Source organism: Allobosea caraganae (genome assembly GCF_003351345.1).
Lineage (GTDB): Bacteria > Pseudomonadota > Alphaproteobacteria > Rhizobiales > Beijerinckiaceae > Allobosea > Allobosea caraganae.
Window position 1 is genome coordinate 220452 of record NZ_QQTO01000033.1, and the last position, 25583, is coordinate 246034.

The window sequence follows — 25583 nt, forward strand, 5'->3', positions numbered from 1 at the left end:
CGGACAGTTTGATAGCGGTATAGAGGCCGGTTTTCACTGCGGCATACGACGCCTCGGTGACGGCATTTATTGTCTTCGCCCGGATATTTCAGGCCTTTTCAGTCAAGTGGAGCAATTCATTGTCGCGCCCGACCATCGATACCAAGAAGAGCTACGATTTGATCGCAGCCCGGCTGCTCCTGGTTGGCATACGCCTGGTCTTGAGGGAGCACGCGCAGGAGCTTTTCGATCTCTGGTTCAGCGGCGAGGCCAAGGATGTCGAGGTCTTCGACAATCAGAAGTGGGCCGACTACATGCGGGCTGACAAGGGCTTGGAAGGGCAGATCGACGAGCATCTCGTCCGCTACGCGGCCTTCGTACGCGACGAAGCCCAGAGCGCAGGCAAGGTCCTGGCGGATGGTCGGGTCAGCCTGCCGTTCCAGCCCTACAAGACCCAGTTCCATGCCGAGGTGGGCGATGCCTCCGGCGGCTACGTCACGGGCTACGCCGTGCTGCACGGCTCCAACCGCGATGCCGGCGACTTCCAGATGTCCGGCACGGTTTCCATCGAGCCTAAGCGGGGCGACGCCAGCAAGCTCTTCGTCAAGTTCACCAACAACCTGCTCGTCTTCAACGACAAGGTCGATCCGAACTACCGCTATTCCAGCGACGTCACCTTCGAGCGCCTGGCGCTGAACATGTCGCGCGCGCTTCAGGCCCGGCGGCCGAAGAGCTTCATCATCCGGATCGCCTGGAGCGAGCCCGGACCCTGGGTCTACGAGATCCCGGCGCAATCGCCCAAAGCCGTGCCCGGCTGGCTGAAGTCCTTCGATCGCGGCTTCAAGTGAGAGGCCGGCTCAGCGCAGCGGCTGCACCGGCTTGAGCTCGGGCCCGATATGCTCCGGCCTGATGCCCATGCCGACCAGCCTTGCCGGGATGCGGCGCAGGATCGGGAACCAGTTGAGCAGGCGCAAGGGCAACGGCGGCGTGATCGGTCCCTTGCTCGCGAGCAGCGGTGTGATCACCCGGTTCTGGATCGCGATCTGGATCGCCTGCGTCACCTTGGCCGGGAATTCGCGGCGCGCCTGAACGGCGGCGAGATCGGCATCACCGAGGCGCTTCTCGCGCAGCGGCCTGGCCAGCAGGTTGGCGGCCGCGACCGCGTCCTGCACCGCGAGGTTCACCCCGACGCCGCCGATCGGCGACATCGTATGCGCGGCATCGCCGATGCAGATGAAGCCCGGCTTCCACCAGCGCGGCATCCGGTCGACCGCGACCGAGAGCAGCTTGACCTCGTCCCAATCAGTCAATTCCGGCATGCGGTCGGCCAGGAAGGGCGAGAGCGCGACGATGCCCGCCTTGAACGCATCGAGCCCTGTCGCCTGCAGGGCCTCGAGCGAGCCCTTCGGGATGATGAAGGCGCATTGCCAGTAGTCGCCGCGGTTGAGCATGATGAAGAAGCGCCCGCCCGCGACCTGCCCAAAGGTCTGGTTGCGGTCGCTCTCCTGCCGCGACAGCCGGAACCAGAGCACGTCCATCGGCGCGCCGAGCACATTGACCGAAAGCCCGGAGGCAGCGCGCAGGTCCGAGCGGCGCCCATCCGCCGCGACGACGAGGTCGGCCTTGATCGTCAGCGGCCCCTCCGGCGTCGAGACGTTGACGCCGGCGACGCGTCCGCCAGTCTCGATCAGCCCTTCGGCCTTGGCGTTCACCAGCAGCCGGAAATGCGGCTCGGCCTTGCCATGGTCGGCCAGGAAATCGAGGAAATCCCATTGCGGCATGAAGGCGACATAGGGCGCCTTGACCGGCAGATGGCTGAAATCGGCGATCGTGACCTCGTCCTCGCCGAAACGGGCGACGATCTGGCGCTCCTTGTTGTGCGGCAGCTTCAGGAATTCGTCGAGCAGGCCGAGCTCATGCATCAGCTCAAGCGTCGAGGGATGGATCGTGTCGCCGCGGAAGTCGCGCAGGAAGTCGGCGTGCTTCTCCAGCACGATGACGTCGATCCCCGCCCGCGCCAGCAGGAAGCCGAGCATCATCCCGGCCGGGCCGCCCCCGGCGATGCAGCAGGTCGTGGTCTCCTCGCGCATCGCCGTCTCCAATGTCTCGCCGGATCAGGTCCCCGGCCGGTTGATCGTCAGCTTCTGGAAACCCTTGCCGGCTAGTTGCGGCTTCTTGTTCGAGATGATCCGCGAATTGATGCCCTGCCAGCCGATCTCGCCGGAGAGCCGCCCGTACTCGATCTTCGGGCAGCGGTTCATGATCACGGTGACGCCCCTGGCCTCCGCTCGCGCCGCCGCCGCGTCGTTACGCACCGAAAGCTGCATCCAGATGACCTTGGGCAAGGGCTCTAGCGCAAGCGCCTCGTCGGTGATCGGGCCGGCGGCCTCCGAGTTGCGGAAGATCTCGACCATGTCGATTGGCCTCGGGATCTCCTTGAGCGAGCCGTAGACCGTCTTGCCGAACAGGGTCTGGCCGGCGAGCCCGGGATTGACCGGGATCACGTCATAGTCGCGGTCGAGCAGGTATTTGGTGACGATCCAGCTCGGCCTCGCCTCGTTGGCGGAGGCACCGACCAGGGCGATGGTCTTCACCTCGCGCAGGATGCGGCGGATAAGCGCATCGTCATAGGAATCGTGGTTCACGGCCGGCATCCTGAAAACGTGATCTGTGAACGCGGCGAACAAGGCGTGATTGCGCCCTCCCGAACACAGGTTCGCCACGCTTTTTTGGTCCAATAAGGTCCGCTCGGGGGGCAACCCCGGCGTTCATCGTGAAAGGAGGGTCTGTCATGTGCGATTATAGTCTGCACCATGTTATGTCCACTCCCGCGAAGGTTGGCGATGTGCTGAAGAGCACGAGCTTCGCCAACTCGAGCACACGCGGCTTCTGCGCCGTCGGTCAACCTGATGTCGCTGTCTGCGTGATGCCCGGCACGGAGCTGGCTTTCGACAACGACATCGAATGCGATCGGGTGGTCGGCTTCCTGCCGCACCGCAAGATCGCGGCGAAGGTCGCTCGCTTCCGCCAGGTCGATCTGGACAAGCCCTACGCGCATCATGATGCGCTCGAACTGCCCGACGGGCAGGTGATCATGGTGACCAGCCTGTCCGAGGGACAGGCGGTGACCGTGCTGCAGCTTCCGGCCAACCCGCAGCCTCACGACCATCATGGCGAGGCTCAGGCGCTCCCGGAAGAGGCGCCGCAGTCCAACCCGGCGATCGTCTGACGCGCGTTCCGTCCGGCTGGCTCAGCCGGGCGGCCAGAATTCGCGCTGGCGTTTGACCGCAAGCATTCGGCCGCACGCGGAGGCCTGGCCAGACCCGCGTGCGGCTCCTTCTAGAGCTCCGCCTTCCAGCAATATCAGCTACTCGCCCCGCCAGACCGGCTGGCGCTTCTCCATGAAGGCGCCGATACCCTCCTCGGCATCTCGCGCCAGCATGTTCTCGACCATCACGGCCGAGGCGTGGTCATAGGCGGCGGCGAGGCTCATCTCGCGCTGCTCGTAGAAGGCGCGCTTGCCGATCTTGACCGTCGCTGGCGATTTCGAGGCGATCACCGCCGCGAGCCGGCGCGCCTCCCCGGGCGCCTCGCCGGCGGGCACGACGCGGTTGACCAGCCCCATCCGCATAGCCTCGTCAGCCGGCACCATCTCGCCGAGCAGCAGCATCTCCATGGCGTGCTTGGCCGAGAGGTTGCGCGAGAGCGCCACCATCGGCGTCGAGCAGAACAGGCCGATATGGACGCCGGGCGTGCAGAACCGCGCGCCGTCGCCCGCGACCGCGAGATCGCAGGTCGCGACGAGCTGGCAGCCGGCCGCCGTCGCCGTGCCCTCGACCGCGGCGATGACCGGCTGGGGCAGGGCGGTGATCTGCTGCATCATCGCCGAGCAGCGCCCGAGCACGTCCTTGAAATAGGCCCGGCCGCGATCGGAATCGGCGCGATGCGCGCTCATCTCCTTCAGGTCGTGCCCGGCCGAGAAGACCGGGCCATCGGCTGCGAGGATGACGACGCGCACCGAACGATCCCCGGCGATGGTGGCGAAAGCCTCGCTCAGCGCCGCCAGCATGCCTTCACTCAGCGGGTTGCGCGAGGGGCTGCGGTTGAGGGTCAAGGTGGCGATGCCGTCGGCATCCTCGCGCAGCAGGAATGGGGCCGCATCTGGCTTGTGGTGCAGGTTCATGGCTCGGCCTTTCGCATCCCTGCCTATTGTCGGAGCCCGACGGTCATGCTGCAAGGGGAGGCAGTCGCAGCCAGCCTCCGGTTTTCCGCACGATGACCACCCGCATGAGCGTCTCCGAACTGGAGGCCTTTCTCGATAAGGTCTTCCCGCAGATCCATTATGGCGGGCGCACCTATTTCATCGAGGAGGTCGGGCCGATGACGGCCCGGATGCGCTGCGACTATCACGAGCGGCTCCTGCGCCCGGGCGGCACGATCTCGGGCCCGACCATGATGGCGCTGGCGGACCTCGCGCTCTACGTCGCGATCCTCGCCCAGATCGGCCCGGTCGAGCTCGCGGTCACGACGAGCCTCAACTACAACTTCCTGCGCAAGCCGGGCCAGAGCGCCCTTATCGCCGAGGCGAGGCTGCTCAAGCTCGGCAAGCGGCTGGCGGTCGGCGAGGTGCTGCTCACGTCTCAGGGCGAGAGCGACCTCGTCTGCCACGCGACCGGGACCTATTCGATCCCGGCCGAGCGTTGAAAGGCCTGAACCCCGCAGCGCTTTCCGATCAGATGGAATCGCTTCGGCCCCGCGCCGTCATTGCGAGCGCAGCGAAGCAACCCAGGGGGTCTCGCTCACCCGGTCCCCCTGGGTTGCTTCGTCGGCTGCGCCTCCTCGCAATGACGGGGAGAGCTGATCGGAAACCACCCTAATCAGGAATTGAAATCCGATAGATCGTCCCGTCGCCCCAGGCGGCGGTGAGCAGGGAGCGGCCATCCGGAGCCAGGACGAGCCCGACCGGGCTTCTCAAGCCGTCGGCGACGGCGCGGCTGCTCCCGTCCGGAAGGATTTCCCGGACCGTGGTGCCACCGTAATCGACGACGAAGACGCGTCCTTCCCTGGTCACCACGACGCCCGGGCCGGGGGTGGCGAAGGCGGAGCCGGCCTCGATGCGCCTGCCGTCCGGGCGCAGGATCGTGACGCCGCCGCCGATATTGGAGACGACATGGCCGCCATCCGGCGTCTGCACGGCCCCGACCGGGGTGTTCAGCCCATCGATCACCGCGACGAGCTGGCCGTTTCCACCCACCGCCAGGATTTGGTTGGTGCGCCGGTTGGCGACGAGCAGCCTGCCGGCGCGGTCGAAGCCGATCCCGGCGGGCGTCGCCAGCCCGGTGACGTGAACGCTGCGGGAGCCGTCAGGGGCGAAGCGATAGATCTCGTCGCGGGAATAGGACGCGACATAGACCGCGCCGTCGGGCCCGACCGCCAGTCCGGATGGGCCGGAAAGCCCATCGGCGAAGACGGAGCGATTGCCCCGCGGGTCGATCCGCGCGATGCGCCCCGCGCTCCATTCCGCGACATAGAGATTCCCGGCCGCGTCAAAGCCCATGCCGACCGGGGAGCTGAAGCCGCTCCAGAGTTTTTCGGGGATCGCAGCCGGCGCGCTGTCTCGGGCGCTCGCCGGCGTGACAAAGGGAGCCGGAAGGGCCGCCATGCCGAGGGCGACGATGCCGCTGGCGAAGGCCGCGCGAAAGAGGGACATCATCATGCCGCGCGCTCCTGTCCGGAAAGCCCACGAGCCGCAAAGACCTCCTTCGCGGCGAAGAGCCCGTTCAACGCGGCAGGGAAGCCGGCATAGACCGCCATCTGGATCAGGATTTCGACGATCTCGTCGCGGCTGAGCCCGACATTCAGGCCCGCCTCGATATGTACCTTCAGCTGCGGCGCGGCATTGCCGAGCGCAGCCAGCGCCGCGATGGTCGCGATCTCGCGGCTCCTGAGGTCGAGGCCCGGGCGCGAATAGATGTCGCCGAAGGGGAACTCGATCAGGTAGCGCGCGAAATCCGGGGCGATGTCGGCGAGCTGCGCGACGACCTTCTCGCCGGCATGGCCGTCAATCTCGGAGAGGGCGCGCAAGCCCCTCTCGAACCGCTCGTGTTCGTTGGTCCGTGGTAGCGTCATTGTCCATCTCCACCGTGTCGGGGCCGGCATAGCCGGCGATCTTGGTGTCGAGGACGGCAAGGCAGTCCTGCAGCTCGGCGAGGTGAGCCCGGACCTTGGCGCGGTGCGCTTCGAGCAGGATCCGGCGCTCGTCCAGTGTGCCTGGGCCGCGCTCGCGCAGATGCGTGTAGCGCAGCATGTCCCGGATCGGCATCCCGGTCGTCCTGAGACGGCCGAGAAACGCGATCCAGGTCAGGATCGAGGCGTCATAGCCGCGCTGGCGCGATGCATCGCGCGGTGCGCGCGGCAGCAGCCCGATCCGCTCGTAGTAGCGGATCGTATGCGCTGACAGTCCCGTGCGCCTGGCGAGGTCACCGATCTTCATGGTTTGCCTTGTTCGTCACGACGCTGGTTCTGCTACGGGTTCGAGCGCGCTCTAAGTCAAGCGGCTGACTGCGCAAACGCAGGCCGGCTGGTCGGGCAAGCGATCACGATCCTGTGGCAGAAGGTCAGGATAGCCGTGATGGATTACGGTATCTGGATACCGTTTCAGCCACTGCTCTGAAAACAATGCGGTTTTCTGCGTTGAGGCCCGCGTATCACGCTTGACACCTAGGGCCATTGGACCTATCCACCGCCCCACAGCGCCGCCGGTCTCCGGCGGCTTGTCGTTTCTCTCAAGCAAACCGAAGGGGTGCCGCGATGAAGACCATCTCGCTCAAGCCCGCCGACGTCGAGAAGAAGTGGGTAGTGATCGATGCCTCCGGGCTGGTCGTCGGCCGTCTCGCCTCTGTTGTGGCGATGCGTCTGCGCGGCAAGCACAAGGCCGCCTACACCCCTCATGTCGATTGCGGCGACAACATCATCGTCATCAACGCCGATAAGGTGGTCCTGACCGGGCGCAAGCGCGATCAGAAGATCTACTACCACCACACCGGCTATATCGGTGGCATCAAGGAGCGTTCCGCCAAGTTCATTCTCGAAGGCCGCTTCCCGGAGCGGATCGTCGAGAAGGCCGTCGAGCGCATGCTGCCGCGTGGCCCGCTCTTCCGCCAGATCCTCGGCAACCTGCGCGTCTACAAGGGTGCCGAGCATCCCCACGCCGCCCAGTCGCCCGAGGCGCTCGACGTCGCCGCGCTCAACCGCAAGAATGCGAGGGTCTGACAATGGCCGAGGTTCTTCAGTCTCTCGAGCAGCTCGGCCAGGTGGCGAAGTCCACCCAGCCCGAGGCTCCCGTCCACGTCAAGAAGATCGATGCGCAGGGCCGCGCCTATGCCACCGGCAAGCGCAAGAACGCCATCGCCCGCGTCTGGATCAAGCCCGGCACGGGCAAGATCACGGTCAACACCCGTGATCAGGAGGTCTACTTCGCCCGTCCGGTGCTGCGCCTGATCCTGCAGCAGCCGCTGCTGCTGGTCGACCGCGCCACCCAGTACGACGTCATCGTCACGGTCAAGGGCGGCGGTCTCTCCGGCCAGGCCGGCGCGGTGCGCCACGGCATCTCCAAGGCCCTGACCTTCTACGAGCCCGAGCTTCGCGGCCCGCTCAAGAAGGAAGGCTTCCTGACCCGCGACTCGCGCGTCGTCGAGCGCAAGAAGTTCGGCCGCGCCAAGGCTCGCCGCAGCTTCCAGTTCTCGAAGCGCTGATCGTTTCAGTCCTTCACGCTATGCAAGAGGGCGGCTCGCAAGAGCCGCCCTTTTCGTATTGGATGCGTCTCCCACAGCCCTCATCCTGAGGAGCGCGAAGCGCGTCTCGAAGGATGCTCCAGGAGGCTCCCGCGTCTGCTGGAGCACCCTTCGAGACGCCGCTAAAGCGGCTCCTCAGGATGAGGGCTCGCTTCGAAGCAAAGGAAGATTCCATGCCGCGTCCCGTTCTTCTCGTCACCGGCGGCAGCCGCGGCATCGGAGCCGCGACCTGCATCATGGCCGCGCAGCGCGGCTACGACGTCGCGGTGAACTATCAGAGCGATGCGGCGGCTGCGGCGAAGGTCGTCGCGTCCTGCGCGGCGGCGGGCGCCAGGGCGGTCGCGGTCCAGGGCGACATGGCAAGCGAGGCCGACATCACCCGCATCTTCGCCGAGGCGAAGGCGGCGCTGGGGCCGCTGACCCATGTCGTCAACAATGCCGGCATCACCGGCCCCAGCAGCAAGCTGGCCGAGGCCGATGCGCAGGTGATCCGCACCTGCATCGACGTCAACGTCACCGGCGCCATCCTGGTCGCGCGCGAGGCCGCCCGCGCCCTGCTCGCCAACGGGGCGGCTAAGAACCGGGCGATCGTCAACATCTCCTCGATCGCCGCCGGCCTGGGCGCGCCCGACGAGTTCGTCTGGTACGCAGCCTCCAAGGGGGCGATCGAGTCGCTGACCATCGGTCTTGCAAAGGAGCTGGCCCCGGCCGGAATCCGGGTCAATGCGGTGGCACCGGGCATGACCGAGACCGACATCCACGCCGTCTCGTCCGGCGAGCCCGGCCGCGTCGCGCGCATCGCGCCGACGATCCCGCTGAAGCGCGCCGCGCAGCCGGAGGAGATCGCCGAGGCCGTGCTGTTCGTGCTGTCCGAGGCCGCCTCTTACATGGTCGGCTCGATCGTCCGGGTCGGCGGCGGGCGCTGAGCGGCGCCGACGGCCCAAGGGGTCAGCGGCCACGGCGCGGTAGGAGAAGCTTTGGTGGCGAAGTCGGCGAAAGCCGGCTCCGCCCTTGATAGCGGGCCTCGGGCAGGCCCGAGTGGCCCGGCGTGAAGGTCAATCGCAGACTTCCACCTGCTTCATGACTCCTTCGACCTGAGCCTGGGTGAAGTGGCATGGAGCGGCTTTGGCGCCCGGGTTGATGTAGGTCGCCGTCTGCGAGTCATGGTACTTTGGATACTCCTGCGGCGCCTGCGGCTGCGGGGTAACCAGGGTCTGGGTCTTCTGCGGAGTCGCGGTGGCGGCTACGGTGATGATCCGGGCGCTCGTGCCCGATGTGGAATCCAGCCAGGCCGTGTTGGCCAAAGCCGGGGAGAGTAGGGCGGCGCTCCCGCCGGCCAGGGTCAGGGCGAACGCCGCTGCAACCAGTGTCTTCTTCATATCAGCCTCCGAAGCCGCGATATCGATTGATCAAGGCTATCTCGCCCTGTCTGGATGGCAGGGACAGGCAAGGATGCGGGGGGCAAATCGACGATCTTGTGGCTTTAGTTCGAAACTCTGCGATGATTCTGAGGCGGGCTTCACGAAGCCGTGCGTTTCGTCCCTTCTCCCCTTGCGGGAGAAGGTGCCCCGGCAGGGGCGGATGAGGGGTCGCGTTGCCCTTTCCAATAACCGAGGATGTCACACACCGACGCTGCTATCGTCGCGCGACCCCTCATCCGACCCGCCTGCGGCGGGCCACCTTCTCCCGCAGGGGGAGAAGGGGAGAACGCGCTTGGCAATGTTGCTGGTTGCGCTCATGAAACGACAGAATCGGCTGCGATGCCGCCTCCCAATGGCTGAAGCGCGCGGCGCTTCATGCTAAATCCCTGCCTCCTGCTCCCGCCCGGCCCGCCATGCGCATCCTGCTCGTCCTCATCGCCTTCGGTATGATCGCCGTCCCCGCGCTGCTCGCGCTGTCGCGTACCGAGCAGCCGCGCGGCTGGCGCGTCAGCCGGGCGCTGTTCATTTTCCTGGCGCCGGCCTTCGCGCTCGGCCTGATCCACGGCGTGCCCGAGCTCGATGGGCGCGCCCTCAACTATCCCGTCGCCTGGACCACGCTGCGGCTGGTCCTGACGGGGCTCGCGCTGATCCTGCCCTGGTGCCTCTATGTCTGGCTCGCGGCCGGCCGGCGCTGACATTGCGATGGAACGAGAATGACCGAACCCGCCGACACCCCGACCATCGACCACGCCTTCACCGGCGACAGGCGTGGCCCGGCTCATGACCCGACCTATGCCGGCGCGCTCTCCTTCATGCGCCGCCGCTACAGCAAGGACGTCTCCGGCTGCGATCTGGTGATCTGGGGCGTGCCCTTCGACCTCGCGGTCTCCAATCGGCCGGGTACCCGCTTCGGGCCGCAGGCGCTGCGCCGCGTCAGCGCGATCTTCGACGGCGATGCGCAATATCCCTCGCGCATCGATCCGTTCGAGCATCTCTCGGCCGTCGATTACGGCGATTGCCTGCTGCCGCGCAGCGATCTCCAGGGCTGCGCCAAGGCGATCGAGCACCAGGCGGCCGCGATCATCGCCACCGGCGCGCATCTGGTCACGCTCGGCGGCGACCATTTCATCACCTTGCCGCTGCTGCGCGCCCATGTCGCCCGCCACGGCAAGCTCGCGGTGGTGCAGTTCGATGCGCATCAGGACACCTGGGATGACGGCGTCGGCGCGATCTCGCATGGCACCTTCATGCTGGAGGCGGTGCGCGAGGACCTGATCGACGTCGAGCGCTCGATCCAGGTCGGCATCCGCACGGTCGCGCCGCGCGATTGCGGCATCGAGGTGCTCAACGCCTACGAGGCGCACGAGCTCGGCGTCGCCGGCGTGATCGAGCGCATCAAGCTGCGGGTCGGCTCGGTGCCGGCCTATCTCACCTTCGACATCGACGCGCTCGACCCCGCCTTCGCGCCCGGCACCGGCACGCCGGTCGCCGGCGGCTTCACCGCGGCCGAGGCGCTGCGCATGGTCTGGGCCATCCGCGACCTCGATTTCCGCGGCATGGACATCGTCGAGGTCTCGCCGCCCTACGACCATGCCGACGCCACCGCGATCGCGGGCGCGGCGGTGGCGCAGCACTACATCCAGGCGCTGGCGCTGAAGAAGGCGGGTTGAGGCGCTTCCGTCACCGAGCCGAGTAGGGCGCGGGGAACCCTCTCCTGTAAGGAGAGGGCAGGGTGAGGTGTAGGCCGTTGGACCAGCGAGGCTGAACCCCCGTCATTGCGAGCGCAGCGAAGCAACCCAGGGGGTCTCGTTCACCCGGTCCCCCTAGGTTGCTTCGTCTCTGCGCTCCTCGCAATGACAGTGGAGCGGCGGTCAGGTCACGGCTACAGCGTCCAGCGGCCGACACCTCACCCAACCCTCTCCTTACAGGAGAGGGCTCCCGCGTCACGGAAATCATTGACAGCTCCGGCATCCGCGCACATATACGGCGCCATGATCGCGAACCCGACCCGACGTCGCAGTGAACAGGCCGCCCCGGCGCGCCCGCGATGACGCTCGGCTGAAGTCCGAAACGTCCGCGACCGCGCCTGGAGCGCGGTTTTTTTATGTCTGAAGCCGACCAACCAATCCGCGCCAGTGCGCTTCGGGGGCCATGATGAGCCAGAACCTGAAATCCATCTTCATCGACGGCGAAGCCGGCACCACCGGTCTCGGCATCCGCGACCGGCTCGCGGCGCTGCCGGAGGTCGTGGTCAAGAGCATCGCCCCCGAGAAGCGCAAGGATCCGGTCGCCCGCAAGGACATGATGGCCGGCGTCGACCTCGTCGTGCTCTGCCTGCCCGACGATGCCGCCAGGGAATCGGTGGCGCTTGCCGATGAGCTCGGCTCGGCCTCGCCCAAGATCGTCGATGCCGCCACCGCCCATCGCGTCGCGCCGGGCTGGGTCTACGGCTTCGCCGAGCTCGCGCCCGGCCATGCCGACAAGATCGCCAACGCCAACCGGGTCTCCAATCCCGGCTGCTACCCGACCGGCGGCATCGCGCTGCTGCGGCCGCTCATCGATGCCGGGCTGATCGCCCAGGACCACCCGGTCACGGTCAATGCGGTCTCCGGCTATTCCGGCGGCGGCAAGAGCATGATCGAGGCCCACGAGGCGGGTTCCGCGCCGGCCTTCGAGCTTTATGGCCTTGGCCTCAAGCACAAGCACCTGCCCGAGCTGCAGGTCTATTCGCGGCTGGAGCGGCGGCCGATCTTCGTGCCGTCCGTGGGCAATTTCCGGCAGGGCATGCTGGTCTCGGTGCCGCTGCATCTCGACACGCTGCCGGGCAAGCCCAAGGTCGCCGATCTCCACGCCGCGCTCGCCGAGCGCTATGCCGGCTCGACCTACGTCAAGGTCCTGCCCGCCGACGCGAGCGGCAAGCTCGAGCCAGAATCGCTCAACGACACCAACCAGCTCGAATTGCGGGTCTTCGGCAGCGACGATCTCGGCCAGGCCGTGCTCGTCGCCAAGCTCGACAATCTCGGCAAGGGCGCCTCGGGCGCGGCGGTGCAGAACATCCGCCTGATGCTGGGGCTGGCCGAAGGCTGAAACCGCCTCTCGGCCGGAATCCGCAAGGCTCGGCCAAAAGCCGGGCCTTTTGCCTGGGTGGCTGCAAGGATGAGCCGGCACAGCATTTTATGGCTGGCCGTTCACATATACTTGATCGACGCACCATACCGCAGGGATACATCCCAAATGGGAGTAGCCGTTGGGGAAGCGTGAGAGCCTCAATCGCTTTACGGAACTCGTCTGCGCCGCTTGTGCAGCACTTGCGGCAGGCTTGAGCGACATAATTCGCGGCGTGGACACGAACGCCGTCATGGCTGGGTCAAGCAGCCATGACGGCGTCTTTTTATGTGCGGCCTGAAGATAGGTGGGCAAACTGAGCCCTCATCCTGAGGAGGCCCGGAGGGCCGTCTCGAAGGATGCTCCAGCAGGCGCCGGAGCTATCTGGAGCATCCTTCGAGACGCCGCTTCGCGGCTCCTCAGGATAAGGGCTGAGGAAAGTCCAGGTGAGAAGTCTGAAAATGCAAAGGGCGGCCACACGCGACGGCCGCCCTCCGGTATGCGCGTAGCCCTCAGCCCTTGTAGGGCACGAAGTTCTGCTTCTGGGTGCCGAGGCCCTCGATGCCGAGCGTCACGACCTCGCCGCCCTTCAGGAAGCGCGGCGGCTTGAAGCCGAGGCCGACGCCGGGCGGCGTGCCGGTGGTGATGACGTCGCCCGGGTCGAGCTGCATGAACTGGCTGATATAGTGGACGAGATAGGCGGCGCCGAAGATCATCGTCTTGGTCGAGCCGTTCTGGACGCGCACGCCGTCGACATCGAGCCACATGCCGAGATTCTGCACGTCGGCGATCTCGTCGGTCGTCACCATCCAGGGGCCGAGCGGGCCGAAGGTCGGGCAGCCCTTGCCCTTGGCCCATTGGCCGCCGCGCTCGATCTGGTATTCGCGCTCGGAGACGTCGTTGCAGACGCAGAAGCCGGCGATCGCCGCCATCGCGTCCTTCTCGGCGATGTAGGAGCCGCCATCGCCGATCACGATCGCCAGCTCGACCTCCCAGTCGGTCTTGACCGAGCCCTTCGGGATGATGACGTCGTCATCCGGGCCGACGATGCAGTTCGGCGCCTTGTTGAACAGGATCGGCTCGGCCGGGATCGCCGCGCCGGTCTCGGCCGCATGGTCGGCGAAGTTCAGGCCGACCGCGATGAAGTTGCGCACGTCGCCGACGCAGGCGCCGATTCGCGGCGAGCCCGGCACGGCGGGCAGCGTGGCGGGGTCGAGCGCCTTGAGCTTCGCCAGCGAGGCCGCGGTCAGCGCCTTGCCCGCAATGTCGTCGACCTTGCCGGACAGGTCGCGCAGCGTCCCGTTGGCGTCGAGCAGACCCGGCTTCTCGGCGCCGAACGCGCCATAACGAACCAGTTTCACGTCGTTTCCCCCGTTTCAATCGATATAAAGAGCGTCCTGCGGAGGCTCCGGTGATGCGGCGCGATCCTGTGCGGGTGGCCCTTCAGAGGCAAGCCCGTTCCGGCGCATGGCTCGGCTGCATGGCGTGGGCCGCAAGATTGTTGCGGGAATACAACGATTGCCACGAAAGCGCCCTGATCGCGCAAGAGGCGGCGCTGCCCGGTTTCGGAGCATCATGCCCAAAAACCTGCGATAGTTCGTATGTAAACGATATTTTTCGCACTGCTTTCTCCACTCACCCGCGAAAAACGGCTCTTTTTGCGCGATTTCAGGGATGACGAAGCGTTAACATCAAGGCTGATGGCGTTTTTGCGGCATTCAAGGCGGGATTGCGGCAACAAACCGCGCACGGCATGCTCGTCATCGAAGCAGGTGATTTGCCTGAAAGAAACGCCAACCAACCCCGGGGATGGGATCTTCGATGAAGAGCTTCGTTCGCTACACTGCCGCCGCAACCGTTTCGGTCGCTGCTCTTCTCGCTGCCGGCGCCGCCTCGGCCAGCTCCTTCTCGCTGCGCAGCGGCGCGAGCGCCGAGGGTCTCGGCATGGCCTTCGCCGGCGCGGCCTCGGGCGGCATCGGCATGGGCGCGATGGCCTGGAACCCGGCCACGATCACCATGTTCCCGGGTCGCAACAGCAACTGGAACCTCACCTATATCGCGCCCAGCGCCAGCTACGACCCGACATCCCCGACGCGGGTTCGGCTGCCCGGCGGTGGAACCGCTCCGATCACGGCCGTTGGTGGCAGCCCGCTGGGCACGGGCGAGATCGGCGGGGACGGTGCCATCGTTTCCGCCTCCTACTCGGCGTGGCAGCTGACCGACCGCCTCTGGATCGGCATGACCACCGGCACGCCCTACGGCCTGCGTTCGAAGCCCGACAATCAGTTCAATGCGGCTCAGATCTATGGCCGCTCGGCCCGCGTCGTGACGTTCAACGTCTCGCCGACGATCGGCTACCAGGTGAATGACTGGCTCGCCGTCGGCGCTGCCGTGCAGGTCCAGTATTTCAAGACCAACCTGAAGCAGGCCGCGGCCGTCACCGCCACCGCGCCGAACACCATCCTCGAAGGCGACTCGATCGATTTCGGCTACAAGCTCGGCGTGACGCTGACGCCGTGGCAGGGAACCAATATCGGCCTAGCCTACCGCTCGATGATCCACCATACGCTGGAGGGGACGTTCAAGACCCCGGTCGCGGTTGCGCCGATCCTGGGTGTCGGGTCCAACCCGATCAAGGCCAACCTCAACCTGCCCGACTCGGTCGTGTTCGGCCTCTCCCAGGTCATCAACGATCAGTGGCAGGCTCATCTCGGCATCGAGTGGACGAACTGGAGCCGCTTCCGCCGCATCCCGATCGTCGCCAGCAATTTCGGCGTGCCCTTCACCAGCCTGAACTTCCAGTACGACGACAGCTGGTTCTTCTCGGCCGGCGTCGAATATAAGTACAACCGCGACCTGACCCTGCGCGCCGGCGTCGGCTACGAGCTCTCGGCCGTGAACGACGACAACCGCACGGTCTTCATCTCGGACAATGACCGCCTCTGGCTGTCGGCCGGCTTGAGCTATCAGGTCACCAACAAGATCAAGCTCGACCTCGGCTACACCTACATCCACGTCCAGAACGCGAGCGTGAACTATTCCGGCTCCCACCCGCAGCAGGGCGCCGTGCTCTATACGGCAGAGGCCAAGCCCCAGGTCCATGTCGTCTCGGCCGGCATCACCTATCGCTGGGACGACCCGACGGAGACGATCCCGGTTCGCCCGGTAGTCCGCAAGAACTGAGCGACTGCCATTTCGGCAAGCAAAAGCCGGCCTTTGGGCCGGCTTTTTTATTCGGCCTTGTAAACCTCGCCGTCATGCTCGCCCTTGTGGCGAGCATCCACGTCTTGGCCCCGATCCTTCATCAGCGAAGACGTGGATGGTCGGGACAAGCCCGACCATGACGGGGAGAGTGGTGTGGCGAGCGCAGCCTACACCTTGATCCTCACATAGCTCCCCGGTGCATCCTCGAGCGCCGCGAGCTTGCCGCTGCCGGGCTCGCGCGCCGGCACCTGCTTGGGCGCCTGCGCCTTGATCCATTCGACCCAATGCGGCCACCACGAGCCCGGATGCTCGCTCGCGCCCTTGCCCCAGTCCTCGAACGAGCCTGTGAGCGAGCCGCCGGCCCAGTACTGGTACTTCATCTTGGCCGGCGGGTTGATCACGCCGGCGATGTGGCCCGAGCCCGCCATCACGTACTCCACCGGCCCGCCGAAGCGCTGCGAGCCGAGGAAGACCGACTGAGCCGGGGCGATGTGGTCTTCCTTGGCGGCGAGGTTGTAGATCGGGATCGTCACCTGCTTCAGGTCGAGCGCCTTGCCGCCGATCCGCATCTCGCCCTTGGAGAGCCTGTTCTCCAGATAGCAGCTACGCAGGTAGAAGGAGTGGTTCGCCGCCGGCATGCGCGTCGAATCGGCATTCCAGTAGAGCAGGTCGAACGCCGTCGGCACCTTGCCCTTCAGGTAGTTGTTGATCGCGTAGGACCAGATCAGGTCGTTGGGCCTGAGCATGTTGAAGGCGCCGGCCATGCGCGAGCCGTCGAGATAGCCGCGCTGCGCCATCTGCTCCTCGACGGATTTGATCTGCTCCTCGTCGACGAAGACCGAGAGCTCGCCCGCCTTGGAGAAGTCGACCTGCGTCGTGAAGAAGGTCGCGCTCTCGATGCGCTTGTCCTTGGTCGCGGCCATGTAGGCGAGGGCGACGCCGAGCAGGGTGCCGCCGACGCAATAGCCGATCGTGGTCACCCTCTTCTCGCCGGTCGCCTGCTCGATCGCGTCGAGCGCCGCGAAGATGCCCTCGCGCATGTAGCTCTCGAAATCCTTGGCGGCGTGGCGCTCGTCCGGATTGACCCAGGAGATGCAGAAGACGGTGAGCCCCTGCGCCACGCACCAGCGGATGAAGCTCTTATCGGCGTTGAGGTCGAGGATGTAGAACTTGTTGATCCAGGGCGGCACGATCAGCAGCGGCCGCTTGAAGACCGTCTCGGTCGAGGGCGCGTACTGGATCAGCTCGATGATCTCGTTGCGGAAGATCACCTTGCCGGGCGTGGTCGCGATGTTGACGCCGACCTCGAAGGCGTGCGCGTCGGACTGGCGGATCTTCAACTCGCCCTTGCCGGCCTCGATGTCCTCCGCCAGCATCTTCATGCCGCGCACCAGGTTCTCGCCGTTCTGGCGCAAGGTCTCGCGCAGCAATTCGGGGTTGGTGGCGACGAAGTTCGAAGGCGAGAGCGCGCTCGCGATCTGCTTGACGTAGAAGCGCGCCTTCTCACGCGTATGCGGGTCGAGGTCCTCGGCCTTGTCGACCATCGACTCGGCCCAGCGCGAGCCGATCAGATAGGCCTGCTTGATGAAGTCGAACATCGGGTGGGCCGACCAGTCTGGATCGGCGAAGCGCGCGTCGCGCTTGTCGGGCTCGGCCACGGCCGGGGCCTCCTCGCCGCCGGCGCGCTTCAGCGTCGAACTCCACAGGTTCATGAAGTCGCTGGTCAGGGAGGCCTGCGCCTCGATGATCTTGCGCGGGTCGCTGATCCAGCGCTCGGCGACGCGGCCGATGGTCTTGACCATCTCGCTGGCCTCGTCGGCCGCGCCGGTCTTGGCCTCGCCGCGCTCGATCGGCTTGAGATAGGCGGCGGTGACCTTGCCGGCCTCTTCCATCAGGCGGCCCATGTTCTGGGCGAGGAGGTCGAAATCGGGCGCCAGCGTGTCGTCCGGGCCGTTCGCCCCCTTCGACTTGTCGTCCGCTGGCGGGCACATGGCTCTTCTCCCTTGGCCGTTTCTTATGCGAGAGCACTTGGCTCCCCATTTTGGTCCCATTAAGGACCTAACCGATATGGTAGAAAAAGCGAATTTTGCAACGTGCCGGGCCAGTTCATGTCGTCCCACATCAATATGACACGGCGCCTGGCGCTCCTGCTGGCGGTGGCGGCGCAGGGCCTGGTCCTGTCCGGCTGCGGCAAGGACATCGCCGAGGCGACCGGTTTCGCGACCACGCCGCAGGAATCGAAGGCCTTCGTCAAGGAGGCGCGCCAGGCCGAGGCGGATTACATCCCTGTCGGCAGCGCCGTGACCCGCGCCGCGCCGCGCAAGCCGGTCGCCGATTTCAAGAAGCTCGAAACCGACCTGGAGGCCAAGCGCATCTCCAACGAGGCCGCCGGCAATCAGGCCAAGCAGCTCGGCACCACCCCGCCGCCGGCGCCCGCTGCCGTTCCGTGAGGTGTTGCTTCCCGGCCAAGAGTTGGGCCTTTCGTTGAATCTTGCGTTTTTGGGACTGCCCTGACGAAAGATGCGGTGCTAAGGACTGCCCGCGCAAAAATCTGACCCGCGTGCTAAAAAGGGAAAGCCGACCTCGGCGAAGGACCTGTTCGAAATGACCGATTTCCACCGCATCAAACGACTGCCGCCCTACGTCTTCGAACAGGTCAACAAGATCAAGGCAGCCGAGCGAGCTAAGGGCGTCGACATCATCGACCTCGGCATGGGCAACCCGGACCTGCCGGCGCCGAAGCACGTCATCGAGAAGCTGGTCGAGACCGCAGGCAAGCCGCGCACCGACCGCTACTCCGCCTCCAAGGGCATTGCCGGCCTGCGCCGCGCCCAGGCGCATTACTACGAGCGCCGCTTCGGCGTGAAGCTCAACCCGGACACGCAGGTCGTCGCCACGCTCGGCTCGAAGGAGGGCTTCGCCAACATGGCGCAGGCCATCACCGGCCCGGGCGACGTCGTGCTGGTGCCCAATCCGAGCTACCCGATCCACGCCTTCGGCTTCCTGATGGCGGGCGGCGTGATTCGCTCGGTCCCGGCCGAGCCGACCCCGGCCTTCTTCCCGGCGCTGGAGCGGGCGATCCTGCATTCGGTGCCGAAGCCGATCGCGCTCGTCACCTGCTATCCGGCGAACCCGACCGCCTATACCGCCTCGCTCGACTTCTACCGCGACCTCGTCGCCTTCGCGAAGCGCCACGATCTCATCCTGCTCTCGGACCTTGCCTATGCCGAGGTCTATTTCGACGAGAACGACCCGCCGCCCTCGATGCTGCAGGTGCCGGGCGCGATGGACGTCACGGTCGAGTTCACCTCGATGTCGAAGACCTTCTCCATGGCCGGCTGGCGCATCGGCTTCGCCGTCGGCAACGAGCGCCTGCTAGCGGCGTTGGCACGCGTCAAATCCTATCTCGACTACGGCGCCTATACGCCGATCCAGGTTGCCGCCGCCGCTGCGCTGAACGGCCCCGACGACTGCATCCGCGAGATGCGCGACATCTACCGCAAGCGCCGCGACGCGCTGGTCGAGAGCTTCGGCAAGGCCGGCTGGGATTTCCCGGCGCCGCAGGCCTCGATGTTCGCCTGGGTGCCGATCCCCGAGAAGTTCCGCCATCTCGGCTCGCTGGAGTTCTCCAAGCTGCTGATCGAGAAGGCCGAGGTCGCGGTCGCGCCCGGCATCGGCTTTGGCGAGCATGGCGACGACTTCGTCCGCATCGCCATCGTCGAGAACGAGCAGCGCATCCGCCAGGCGGCGCGCAATGTCGGCCGCTTCCTGAAGACCGCCGACCAGACGCTGCACAACGTCATCCAGATGCCGAAGGCTGGGTGAAGAGCCTGCTCCATCATTCCCGCTTCCGCCCGGCGCCTTCGCGCTCTAAGACGGGAGCGGGGCTGATCGTTCAGGGCAGGGGCTCGGCATGTCTAAAGGCCGCTTGATCGGCATCGTCCTGGGCCTGTTCGCGCTGGTCTGCTTCGTCACCACCTTCGACTATTCGCGCGGCCGCACGCCGGAGACGAAGTCGCAGCTGGTCGCTGACGTCCTGACCGCGACCCGCTCCGGCGAGTGCGGCGGCGACGACACCGAGATCGCCAGCCGCTATTTGCCGCTCGGCATGGCACAGGCCGAGGCCGAGCAGGTCATCAATACGATCGAGATCGTGCCGCCCAAGCCCTGGTTCTGGCAGCCGCAGATCGAGAACGCCACGACCTGGACCGGCGAGACGCTGGAAGCGCTGCGCACCATCAAGACGACCGCCTTCGGCAGGCAGGCCCTGCGCCTGCATCTCACCTTCGGCGAGGGCAAGCTGCGCCGGCTCGCGGCGGAAGTGGTCTGCCGCTTCGACTAGCGCATCGGACCGAAAAGTGGAATCCGATTTTCGGAAAGATCCGATGCAATAACAAAGGCCTAGATCGCGGCTCTGCGTCCAATAGGATGCACGGCGATCTAGGCAGGCTGGGTCGCGCTTCTTACGCTGCAGTCACGGGAGGAGCCGGCCTATGATGGCGCGATCCCGGTCCCGCTTTGCGACGGGCTTCGGGCCGCTGGCGCGATGATCGATCGTCCTGTCGCGGAGGAGCGTGCATGGCCACCTCAGACAAGCTCTTCGCCGGCCCTATCCCGGAAATCTACGATCGCCTGCTGGTTCCGCTGATCTTCGAGCCCTATGCCGACGATCTCGCCGGGCGCGTCGCCAGGCTGAAGCCGCGGGCGATTCTCGAGATCGCCGCCGGCACGGGGGCGCTGACCCGCGCCATGGCCTCCAGACTGAACGGCGAGGCGCAGATCACCGCCACCGACCTCAATCAGGCGATGCTCGACCGTGCCGCGGCGCGGCAGGGGGCGGATGCCGCCATCCTTTGGCGCCAGGCTGACGCCAGCCTGCTGCCGTTCGGGGACAAGGGCTTCGATCTCGTCGCCTGCCAGTTCGGCGTGATGTTCTTCCCCGACAAGGTGCAGGCCTATCGCGAGGCTCTCCGGGTGCTGAGGCCCGGCGGGCACTACCTCTTCAACGCCTGGGACGGGATGGCGGCGAACGAATTCCCGCATGTCGTCTCCGACGCGGTGCAGGCGCTGTTCCCGGAGGATCCGCCGCGCTTCATCGAGCGGACGCCGCATGGCTATCATGATCCCGAGCGCATCCGGGAGGAACTCACTGAGGCCGGCTTCCACGCCGTCATGATCGAGGCGCTGAGCCGGACGTGCCGGGCGCATTCTGCCCAGGAGGTCGCGACCGCCTTCTGCCAGGGCACGCCCTTGCGCAGCGAGATCGAGGCGCGCTCGCCCGGCGATGGGCTGGAGGCGGCGACCCGGGTTGCGGCCGAGGCCCTGACGCGCCGCTTCGGCAGCGAGCCGATCGAGGGGCAGGTGAAGGCGTTCGTCGTCACGGCGCTGCGTCCCTGAGCCCGACGGCGCCGCGAAGCGCTCGGGGCCGCCTTGCGCGCCGCCTCCGTTGACTCGTCCGTTGCCGCATGCGACCCCGGCGGCATGACGACGCTCGCTTCTTCCTCCGGTCTTGCCCCCTTGCGCATCGGTGTCGCTGGCCTCGGTACGGTAGGCACTTCGGTGCTGCGCATCCTGCGACGCCAGGAGAACGCGCTCGCCGCCCGCTGCGGCCGCGCGGTGCGCATCACCGCCGTCTCCGCCCGCGACCGCAGCCGCGACCGCGGCATCGACCTCTCCGGCCTCGCCTGGTTCGACGATCCGGTCGAGCTCGCCCGCTCGCCGCAGATCGACTGCCTGGTCGAACTCATCGGCGGCTCCGACGGCCCGGCCAAGGCGGCGGTCGAGGCGGCGCTTTCGGCTGGAAAATCGGTCGTCACCGCCAACAAGGCCCTGCTCGCCCATCATGGCGTCGCATTGGCGACGCTGGCCGAGGAGAAGGGCGTCGCGCTCGCCTTCGAGGCCTCGTCGGCCGGCGGCATCCCGGTGGTGAAGACGCTGCGCGAGGCGCTCTCGGGCAACAACGTCACCCGGCTCTACGGCATCCTCAACGGCACCTGCAATTACATCCTCTCGCGCATGGAGCAGGAGGGGCTGACCTTCGAGGCCTGCCTGAAGGACGCGCAGCGCCTGGGTTATGCCGAGGCCGACCCGACCTTCGACGTCGAGGGCTACGACACCGCCCATAAGCTCGCCATCCTGACCAGCCTCGCATTCGGCACGAAGATCGACGCCGAAGCGATTCATGTCGAAGGCATTTCCTCGATCGCGCCGCTCGACCTCAAGATGGCCGACGAGCTCGGCTACCGCATCAAGCTGCTCGGCGTCGCCGAACGCACCAAGACCGGCATTGAGCAGCGCGTGCACCCGACCATGGTGCCGAAATCCTCCGCCATCGCGCAGGTCATGGGCGTCACCAACGCGGTGACCATCGACGCCGACGCCGTCCGCGAGATCACGCTGGTCGGCCCCGGCGCCGGCGGCGACCCGACCGCCTCCGCCGTCGTCGCCGATATCGCAGATGTCGCGCGCGGCACTGCCGGGCTGCCCTTCGGCCTGCCGATCGCCCGCCTGGAGCAGCCGACGCGCGCGCCGATGCAGCGCCATGAGGGCGGCTATTACGTGCGCCTCGCCGTTGCCGACCGCCCCGGCGCGGCGGCCGCGATCGCCACCCGCATGGCCGAGGCCGACATCTCGCTGGAGAGCATCGTCCAGCGCCGCTCCGAAGCCGCCGTCGCGCGCGATCCAGGCGGCCGCTCCGGGGCGCCGGTGCCGGTCGTGCTGATCACCTACGCCACCAGCGAGGCCGCGATCCGCGCCGCGCTGGAGAAGGTCACGGCCGATGGTCACATTGCCGAGCCGCCGCAGGTGATAAGGATCGAACGGGAATAGGGCAGTGGGCTCGGGCAGTCTGTTAGGCTGCCGTTCAACTGCCTGCCGCCAAATGCCCCGACGCCAGATAAAGGGAACCGCCGCATGTCCGAACTGACGATCTCCTCCGCCCAGATCATCGAACGCTTTCTCTCGATGGAGCTGGTGCGCGTCACCGAGCGCGCCGCCGTCTCCGCCGCCCGCCTGCGCGGCCACGGCAACGAGAAGGCGGCCGACCAGGCGGCGGTGGATGCGATGCGGCGCGAACTCAACCGCCTGCCGATCGACGGCGAGATCGTCATCGGCGAGGGCGAGCGCGACGAGGCCCCGATGCTCTTCATCGGCGAGAAGGTCGGCCTCGGCACTGGCCCTAAGGTGCATATCGCGGTCGATCCGCTCGAGGGCACCACGCTTTGCGCCAAGGACATGCCCGGCTCGATCGCCGTCATGGCCATGGCCGGCGCCGGCCAGCTGCTTTATGCGCCCGACGTCTACATGGACAAGATCGCGGTCGGCCCCGGCTATGCGCAGGGCGTGATCGATCTCGACGCCTCACCGGCCGACAACATCAACGCGCTGGCCAAGGCCAAGGGCGTCAAGCCGCATGAGATCTCGACGCTGATCATGGACCGGCCGCGCCACGCCGCGCTGATCGAGGCCGTGCGCAAGACCGGCGCCTCCATCCGCCTGATCACCGACGGCGACGTCGCCGGCGTGATCTTCTGCACCGAGCCGGAGAAGACCGGCATCGACCTTTATCTCGGCATTGGCGGCGCACCCGAGGGTGTGCTCGCGGCTGCGGCTCTGCGCTGCGTCGGCGGCCAGATGCAGGGGCGGCTGATCCTCGACACCGAGGAGAAGCGGGTCCGCGCCCACGGCATGGGCGTCCTCGACCCCAACAAGAAATACGACATGTCGGAAATGGCCTCGGGCGACGTCATCGTCTCCGCCACCGGCGTCACCGATGGCGGCATGCTCTCGGGCGTCAAGTTCGGCAAGGACGTCATCGAGACCGAGACCATCGTCTACCGCTCGATCACCGGCACGGTCCGCCGCATCTATGGCGAGCACCGCGAGTTCGGCAAGTTCAAGCTCGACTAAGGGCAGGGCGGCGCCTGCCCGCTTCGCGGCCCAGAACACCCTCAGCCCTCATCCTGAGGAGCGAGCTTTAGCTCGCGTCTCGAAGGATGCTCCAGTGCTCTCTGGAGCATCCTTCGAGACGCCGCTTCACGGCTCCTCAGGATGAGGGCTGAGGTTCCCGGCAGCTTGGCCATGCCGAGGCGTCATCGCCGCTGTTCCCGCAATGGCGGTGGATTTTACCTGCTGCATCAGGACAATGCCGGCCTGACTTGAGAACCGGATTCCGGGGGGAAACAATGGCCAGCGCGACCAGGTACGACACGATGAAGTATAACCGCTGCGGCCGCAGCGGATTGATGCTGCCGCCGATCTCGCTCGGCCTCTGGCACAATTTCGGCGAGACCACGCCGCACGACACCGGCCGCGCCATCTGCCGCACGGCCTTCGACCTCGGCATCACCCATTTCGACCTCGCCAACAATTACGGCCCGCCGCCCGGCTCGGCCGAGACCGCCTTCGGCGAGATCCTGCGCCAGGACTTCGCCGACCATCGCGACGAACTGGTGATCTCGACCAAGGCCGGCTATCGCATGGGGCCCGGCCCCTATGGCGAGTGGGGCAGCCGCAAGTACCTGCTCTCCAGCCTCGACCAGAGCCTGAAGCGGATGAAGCTCGACTATGTCGACATCTTCTACTCGCACCGCTTCGACCCGAACACGCCGCTCGAAGAGACGATGGGCGCGCTCGACACCGCTGTGCGCCAGGGCAAGGCGCTCTATGTCGGCCTGTCCTCCTACAACTCGCAGCGCACCCGCGAAGCCGCCGCGATCCTGCGCCGCCTCGGCACGCCCTGCCTGATCCATCAGCCGAGCTATTCGATGCTCAACCGCTGGATCGAGGAGGACAAGCTGCTCGACACGCTCGACGAGGAGGGCATCGGCTCGATCGTCTTCTCGCCGCTCGCCCAGGGCATGCTGACCAACAAGTACATTGGCGGCGTGCCCGAGGGCAGCCGCGCCGGCAAGAAGGCGCCCTCGTTCCGCGACGGCTTCCTCAGCGACGACAACCTGCGCCGCATCAAGGCGCTGAACGACATCGCCGCCAGCCGCGGCCAGAGCCTCGCCCAGATGGCGATCGCCTGGGTCCTGCGCGGCGGCCGCGTCACCTCGGCGCTGATCGGCGCGAGCCGGCCGGAGCAGGTCGCCGACTGCGTCGCGGCGCTGGCGAAGCCCTCCTTCACGGCCGAGGAGCTCAAGCTGATCGACCAGCATGCCGGCGAGGGCGGCGTCAACATCTGGGCCGCCTCGGCGGAACGCTGAGAGCTCGGGCCCGGGCCCGGTCATGTCGGCCATAGACCTGGCCCTGGAGCTCATCTCCGGCCTGGCTGCAGCAGCGACTCCGGAAGCCGCCGGGCTCGTCTTGCGGGATGCCCTCGCGCCGTTGGGTGCGAGGGGCTTCTTCGCCGGCTCGTTCCCGAACTCGCAGGCCATGGCCGTGCCGAGGCTCGTCGCCAAGCGCCGGCTCTATGCGCAGTTCTCGGTGCCGGGATGGCTCGACGCTTACGCGCGCGAAAAGCTGGATCGCGGCAACCCGGTCATCCTCGCCCCGGCGCGCCGCCATTCGGCCTTTCGCTGGAGCGATCCGGGCTTCGGCGATCTCGAGAACTGGCGCGGCCTCGCCGTGGCGCGGGAGGTCGGGATAGCGGACGGTTTCGCCGTGCCCTGCCATGAGCCGAATGGCCGCTTCGGCATCGTCAGCTTCGGCCTCGAACGCTTCGACTTGTCGCCGCGGCAGCTGCAGGCGATCACGCTTGCGGCCGTGATGGCGCATGACCGCATGGCGGCCCTGGCCGAGCCGCCGCTGCCATTCCCGGCGCTGACGGCCCGCGAGCGGGACTGCCTGTGGTTCGTCGCCGACGGCCTGTCGGATGCGGAGATCGCCGAGAAGCTCGGCATCGCGCAGGCGACGGCCCATGCCCATGTCGAGAACGCCAAGCGCAAGCTCGGCGCCAAGACCCGCGCCCAGGCGGTGGCGCGTCTTTGCGGCAACATGCTGCTCTGATCTGCAGAACCTATCTGAACAGGGAATATCCTGGCCGGACGTTTTCGCTCAAGCGGTCGCCGTACCTATCGCCGCCGCATCCGGCATCGCGCATGACCAGGCGCGGGTCCGGATCACGCAAACGGCGTCGACT

General features: G+C 66.7%; 27 protein-coding genes. 18 read left to right on the forward strand and 9 right to left on the reverse strand.

The window, feature by feature from the left end; all coding sequences use genetic code 11:
* Positions 1-119: 119 nt before the first annotated feature.
* On the forward strand, positions 120-827 hold the full coding sequence (locus DWF00_RS21970; protein WP_114829681.1) for a hypothetical protein: 708 nt from the start codon (positions 120-122) through the stop codon (positions 825-827).
* Positions 828-836: 9 nt separating this feature from the next.
* Here the strand turns inward: DWF00_RS21970 and DWF00_RS21975 are convergent, their stop codons facing one another.
* Together DWF00_RS21975 and DWF00_RS21980 are read right to left on the reverse strand one after the other, a co-directional pair.
* Positions 837-2069, reverse strand: a complete 1233-nt coding sequence (locus tag DWF00_RS21975; RefSeq protein WP_114829680.1) for an FAD-dependent oxidoreductase — start codon at positions 2067-2069, stop codon at positions 837-839.
* Positions 2070-2093: 24 nt separating this feature from the next.
* Positions 2094-2633 (reverse strand): CoA-binding protein, encoded by a 540-nt coding sequence (locus DWF00_RS21980; protein ID WP_114829868.1) that lies wholly within the window; start codon positions 2631-2633, stop codon positions 2094-2096.
* A 137-nt stretch (positions 2634-2770) separates the two neighbouring features.
* Between DWF00_RS21980 and DWF00_RS21985 the strand changes: the two genes are divergently transcribed.
* Positions 2771-3208 carry a hypothetical protein gene (locus DWF00_RS21985; protein WP_181832675.1) on the forward strand — a complete coding sequence of 146 codons (438 nt, stop codon included), beginning with the start codon at positions 2771-2773 and terminating at the stop codon, positions 3206-3208.
* A 138-nt stretch (positions 3209-3346) separates the two neighbouring features.
* On the opposite strand, the gene DWF00_RS21990 is transcribed toward DWF00_RS21985, so the two are convergent.
* Positions 3347-4162 (reverse strand): enoyl-CoA hydratase, encoded by an 816-nt coding sequence (locus tag DWF00_RS21990; protein ID WP_114829679.1) that lies wholly within the window; start codon positions 4160-4162, stop codon positions 3347-3349.
* Between the two features lie 104 nt (positions 4163-4266).
* Here DWF00_RS21990 and DWF00_RS21995 point away from each other — a divergent pair, with 104 nt between their 5' ends.
* Entirely contained in the window at positions 4267-4683 is a 417-nt protein-coding gene (locus DWF00_RS21995; protein ID WP_425453171.1) for a PaaI family thioesterase, read from the forward strand.
* A gap of 169 nt (positions 4684-4852) precedes the next feature.
* On the opposite strand, the gene DWF00_RS22000 is transcribed toward DWF00_RS21995, so the two are convergent.
* Genes DWF00_RS22000 through DWF00_RS22010 form a run of 3 tightly spaced genes read right to left on the reverse strand, consistent with a single transcriptional unit; the run spans position 4853 to position 6472 of the window.
* Positions 4853-5695 carry an NHL repeat-containing protein gene (locus DWF00_RS22000; RefSeq protein WP_114829677.1) on the reverse strand — a complete coding sequence of 281 codons (843 nt, stop codon included), beginning with the start codon at positions 5693-5695 and terminating at the stop codon, positions 4853-4855.
* Positions 5692-6108, reverse strand: a complete 417-nt coding sequence (locus DWF00_RS22005; RefSeq protein ID WP_114829676.1) for a carboxymuconolactone decarboxylase family protein — start codon at positions 6106-6108, stop codon at positions 5692-5694. The genes DWF00_RS22000 and DWF00_RS22005 overlap by 4 nt, the downstream gene beginning before the upstream one ends.
* A complete protein-coding gene (locus DWF00_RS22010; RefSeq protein WP_114829675.1) occupies positions 6041-6472 on the reverse strand; it encodes a MerR family transcriptional regulator in 432 nt (143 codons plus the stop codon). The genes DWF00_RS22005 and DWF00_RS22010 overlap by 68 nt, the downstream gene beginning before the upstream one ends.
* A gap of 317 nt (positions 6473-6789) precedes the next feature.
* On the opposite strand from DWF00_RS22010, the gene rplM reads away from it, so the two are divergent.
* From rplM to DWF00_RS22025, 3 genes are all read left to right on the forward strand, one after another.
* Positions 6790-7251: a 50S ribosomal protein L13 gene (gene rplM / locus DWF00_RS22015; RefSeq protein WP_114829674.1), complete on the forward strand. Its 462-nt coding sequence runs from the start codon at positions 6790-6792 to the stop codon at positions 7249-7251.
* Positions 7252-7253: 2 nt separating this feature from the next.
* Complete coding sequence (gene rpsI, locus DWF00_RS22020) at positions 7254-7733, forward strand: 30S ribosomal protein S9 (RefSeq protein WP_114829673.1); 480 nt, start codon at positions 7254-7256, stop codon at positions 7731-7733.
* Positions 7734-7945: 212 nt separating this feature from the next.
* Positions 7946-8698 carry an SDR family oxidoreductase gene (locus DWF00_RS22025; RefSeq protein WP_114829672.1) on the forward strand — a complete coding sequence of 251 codons (753 nt, stop codon included), beginning with the start codon at positions 7946-7948 and terminating at the stop codon, positions 8696-8698.
* A 129-nt stretch (positions 8699-8827) separates the two neighbouring features.
* On the opposite strand, the gene DWF00_RS22030 is transcribed toward DWF00_RS22025, so the two are convergent.
* Entirely contained in the window at positions 8828-9151 is a 324-nt protein-coding gene (locus DWF00_RS22030) for a hypothetical protein (protein ID WP_114829671.1), read from the reverse strand.
* A 455-nt stretch (positions 9152-9606) separates the two neighbouring features.
* On the opposite strand from DWF00_RS22030, the gene DWF00_RS22035 reads away from it, so the two are divergent.
* The 3 genes from DWF00_RS22035 to argC all read left to right on the forward strand — a co-directional run bounded on the left by DWF00_RS22035 (position 9607) and on the right by argC (position 12280).
* Positions 9607-9888, forward strand: a complete 282-nt coding sequence (locus DWF00_RS22035; RefSeq protein ID WP_114829670.1) for a hypothetical protein — start codon at positions 9607-9609, stop codon at positions 9886-9888.
* Positions 9889-9906: 18 nt separating this feature from the next.
* Positions 9907-10863 carry an agmatinase gene (gene speB / locus DWF00_RS22040; RefSeq protein WP_114829669.1) on the forward strand — a complete coding sequence of 319 codons (957 nt, stop codon included), beginning with the start codon at positions 9907-9909 and terminating at the stop codon, positions 10861-10863.
* 484 nt (positions 10864-11347) lie between these two features.
* The gene (gene argC, locus DWF00_RS22045; RefSeq protein ID WP_245974189.1) at positions 11348-12280 is read left to right on the forward strand and encodes an N-acetyl-gamma-glutamyl-phosphate reductase; all 933 of its coding nucleotides are present in this window, start codon (positions 11348-11350) and stop codon (positions 12278-12280) included.
* A 530-nt stretch (positions 12281-12810) separates the two neighbouring features.
* On the opposite strand, the gene DWF00_RS22050 is transcribed toward argC, so the two are convergent.
* Positions 12811-13659 carry a fumarylacetoacetate hydrolase family protein gene (locus DWF00_RS22050; protein WP_114829667.1) on the reverse strand — a complete coding sequence of 283 codons (849 nt, stop codon included), beginning with the start codon at positions 13657-13659 and terminating at the stop codon, positions 12811-12813.
* A 460-nt stretch (positions 13660-14119) separates the two neighbouring features.
* Here DWF00_RS22050 and DWF00_RS22055 point away from each other — a divergent pair, with 460 nt between their 5' ends.
* Positions 14120-15481: an OmpP1/FadL family transporter gene (locus DWF00_RS22055; RefSeq protein ID WP_181832674.1), complete on the forward strand. Its 1362-nt coding sequence runs from the start codon at positions 14120-14122 to the stop codon at positions 15479-15481.
* Between the two features lie 188 nt (positions 15482-15669).
* Here the strand turns inward: DWF00_RS22055 and DWF00_RS22060 are convergent, their stop codons facing one another.
* Complete coding sequence (locus DWF00_RS22060; RefSeq protein ID WP_114829665.1) at positions 15670-17493, reverse strand: PHA/PHB synthase family protein; 1824 nt, start codon at positions 17491-17493, stop codon at positions 15670-15672.
* Positions 17494-17610: 117 nt separating this feature from the next.
* On the opposite strand from DWF00_RS22060, the gene DWF00_RS22065 reads away from it, so the two are divergent.
* The 8 genes from DWF00_RS22065 (at position 17611) to DWF00_RS22100 (ending at position 25450) form a co-directional block, all read left to right on the forward strand.
* Complete coding sequence (locus DWF00_RS22065) at positions 17611-17952, forward strand: hypothetical protein (protein WP_147283712.1); 342 nt, start codon at positions 17611-17613, stop codon at positions 17950-17952.
* A gap of 154 nt (positions 17953-18106) precedes the next feature.
* Positions 18107-19327, forward strand: a complete 1221-nt coding sequence (locus DWF00_RS22070; RefSeq protein ID WP_114829663.1) for an LL-diaminopimelate aminotransferase — start codon at positions 18107-18109, stop codon at positions 19325-19327.
* Positions 19328-19415: 88 nt separating this feature from the next.
* Positions 19416-19844 (forward strand): hypothetical protein, encoded by a 429-nt coding sequence (locus DWF00_RS22075; protein WP_147283711.1) that lies wholly within the window; start codon positions 19416-19418, stop codon positions 19842-19844.
* Positions 19845-20080: 236 nt separating this feature from the next.
* Complete coding sequence (locus DWF00_RS22080) at positions 20081-20899, forward strand: class I SAM-dependent methyltransferase (RefSeq protein WP_114829661.1); 819 nt, start codon at positions 20081-20083, stop codon at positions 20897-20899.
* Between the two features lie 84 nt (positions 20900-20983).
* Positions 20984-22330, forward strand: coding sequence for a homoserine dehydrogenase (locus tag DWF00_RS22085; protein WP_114829660.1), 1347 nt, complete (start codon positions 20984-20986; stop codon positions 22328-22330).
* A gap of 84 nt (positions 22331-22414) precedes the next feature.
* Complete coding sequence (glpX, locus tag DWF00_RS22090) at positions 22415-23410, forward strand: class II fructose-bisphosphatase (protein ID WP_114829659.1); 996 nt, start codon at positions 22415-22417, stop codon at positions 23408-23410.
* Between the two features lie 275 nt (positions 23411-23685).
* On the forward strand, positions 23686-24708 hold the full coding sequence (mgrA, locus tag DWF00_RS22095; RefSeq protein ID WP_114829658.1) for an L-glyceraldehyde 3-phosphate reductase: 1023 nt from the start codon (positions 23686-23688) through the stop codon (positions 24706-24708).
* Positions 24709-24730: 22 nt separating this feature from the next.
* The gene (locus DWF00_RS22100; protein WP_181832673.1) at positions 24731-25450 is read left to right on the forward strand and encodes a helix-turn-helix transcriptional regulator; all 720 of its coding nucleotides are present in this window, start codon (positions 24731-24733) and stop codon (positions 25448-25450) included.
* The last annotated feature ends 133 nt before the right edge of the window (positions 25451-25583 follow it).

Bases quoted from the DNA above. Each gene is read 5' to 3' on its own strand.
- DWF00_RS21975 (WP_114829680.1), bottom strand. From the start codon at position 2,069: ATGCGCGAGGAGACCACGACCTGCTGCATCGCCGGGGGCGGCCCGGCC.
- DWF00_RS21980 (WP_114829868.1), bottom strand. From the start codon at position 2,633: ATGCCGGCCGTGAACCACGATTCCTATGACGATGCGCTTATCCGCCGC.
- DWF00_RS21985 (WP_181832675.1), top strand. From the start codon at position 2,771: ATGTGCGATTATAGTCTGCACCATGTTATGTCCACTCCCGCGAAGGTT.
- DWF00_RS21990 (WP_114829679.1), bottom strand. From the start codon at position 4,162: ATGAACCTGCACCACAAGCCAGATGCGGCCCCATTCCTGCTGCGCGAG.
- DWF00_RS21995 (WP_425453171.1), top strand. From the start codon at position 4,267: ATGAGCGTCTCCGAACTGGAGGCCTTTCTCGATAAGGTCTTCCCGCAG.
- DWF00_RS22000 (WP_114829677.1), bottom strand. From the start codon at position 5,695: ATGATGATGTCCCTCTTTCGCGCGGCCTTCGCCAGCGGCATCGTCGCC.
- DWF00_RS22005 (WP_114829676.1), bottom strand. From the start codon at position 6,108: ATGACGCTACCACGGACCAACGAACACGAGCGGTTCGAGAGGGGCTTG.
- DWF00_RS22010 (WP_114829675.1), bottom strand. From the start codon at position 6,472: ATGAAGATCGGTGACCTCGCCAGGCGCACGGGACTGTCAGCGCATACG.
- rplM (WP_114829674.1), top strand. From the start codon at position 6,790: ATGAAGACCATCTCGCTCAAGCCCGCCGACGTCGAGAAGAAGTGGGTA.
- rpsI (WP_114829673.1), top strand. From the start codon at position 7,254: ATGGCCGAGGTTCTTCAGTCTCTCGAGCAGCTCGGCCAGGTGGCGAAG.
- DWF00_RS22025 (WP_114829672.1), top strand. From the start codon at position 7,946: ATGCCGCGTCCCGTTCTTCTCGTCACCGGCGGCAGCCGCGGCATCGGA.
- DWF00_RS22030 (WP_114829671.1), bottom strand. From the start codon at position 9,151: ATGAAGAAGACACTGGTTGCAGCGGCGTTCGCCCTGACCCTGGCCGGC.
- DWF00_RS22035 (WP_114829670.1), top strand. From the start codon at position 9,607: ATGCGCATCCTGCTCGTCCTCATCGCCTTCGGTATGATCGCCGTCCCC.
- speB (WP_114829669.1), top strand. From the start codon at position 9,907: ATGACCGAACCCGCCGACACCCCGACCATCGACCACGCCTTCACCGGC.
- argC (WP_245974189.1), top strand. From the start codon at position 11,348: ATGAGCCAGAACCTGAAATCCATCTTCATCGACGGCGAAGCCGGCACC.
- DWF00_RS22055 (WP_181832674.1), top strand. From the start codon at position 14,120: ATGAAGAGCTTCGTTCGCTACACTGCCGCCGCAACCGTTTCGGTCGCT.
- DWF00_RS22060 (WP_114829665.1), bottom strand. From the start codon at position 17,493: ATGTGCCCGCCAGCGGACGACAAGTCGAAGGGGGCGAACGGCCCGGAC.
- DWF00_RS22065 (WP_147283712.1), top strand. From the start codon at position 17,611: ATGTCGTCCCACATCAATATGACACGGCGCCTGGCGCTCCTGCTGGCG.
- DWF00_RS22070 (WP_114829663.1), top strand. From the start codon at position 18,107: ATGACCGATTTCCACCGCATCAAACGACTGCCGCCCTACGTCTTCGAA.
- DWF00_RS22075 (WP_147283711.1), top strand. From the start codon at position 19,416: ATGTCTAAAGGCCGCTTGATCGGCATCGTCCTGGGCCTGTTCGCGCTG.
- DWF00_RS22080 (WP_114829661.1), top strand. From the start codon at position 20,081: ATGGCCACCTCAGACAAGCTCTTCGCCGGCCCTATCCCGGAAATCTAC.
- DWF00_RS22085 (WP_114829660.1), top strand. From the start codon at position 20,984: ATGACGACGCTCGCTTCTTCCTCCGGTCTTGCCCCCTTGCGCATCGGT.
- glpX (WP_114829659.1), top strand. From the start codon at position 22,415: ATGTCCGAACTGACGATCTCCTCCGCCCAGATCATCGAACGCTTTCTC.
- mgrA (WP_114829658.1), top strand. From the start codon at position 23,686: ATGGCCAGCGCGACCAGGTACGACACGATGAAGTATAACCGCTGCGGC.
- DWF00_RS22100 (WP_181832673.1), top strand. From the start codon at position 24,731: ATGTCGGCCATAGACCTGGCCCTGGAGCTCATCTCCGGCCTGGCTGCA.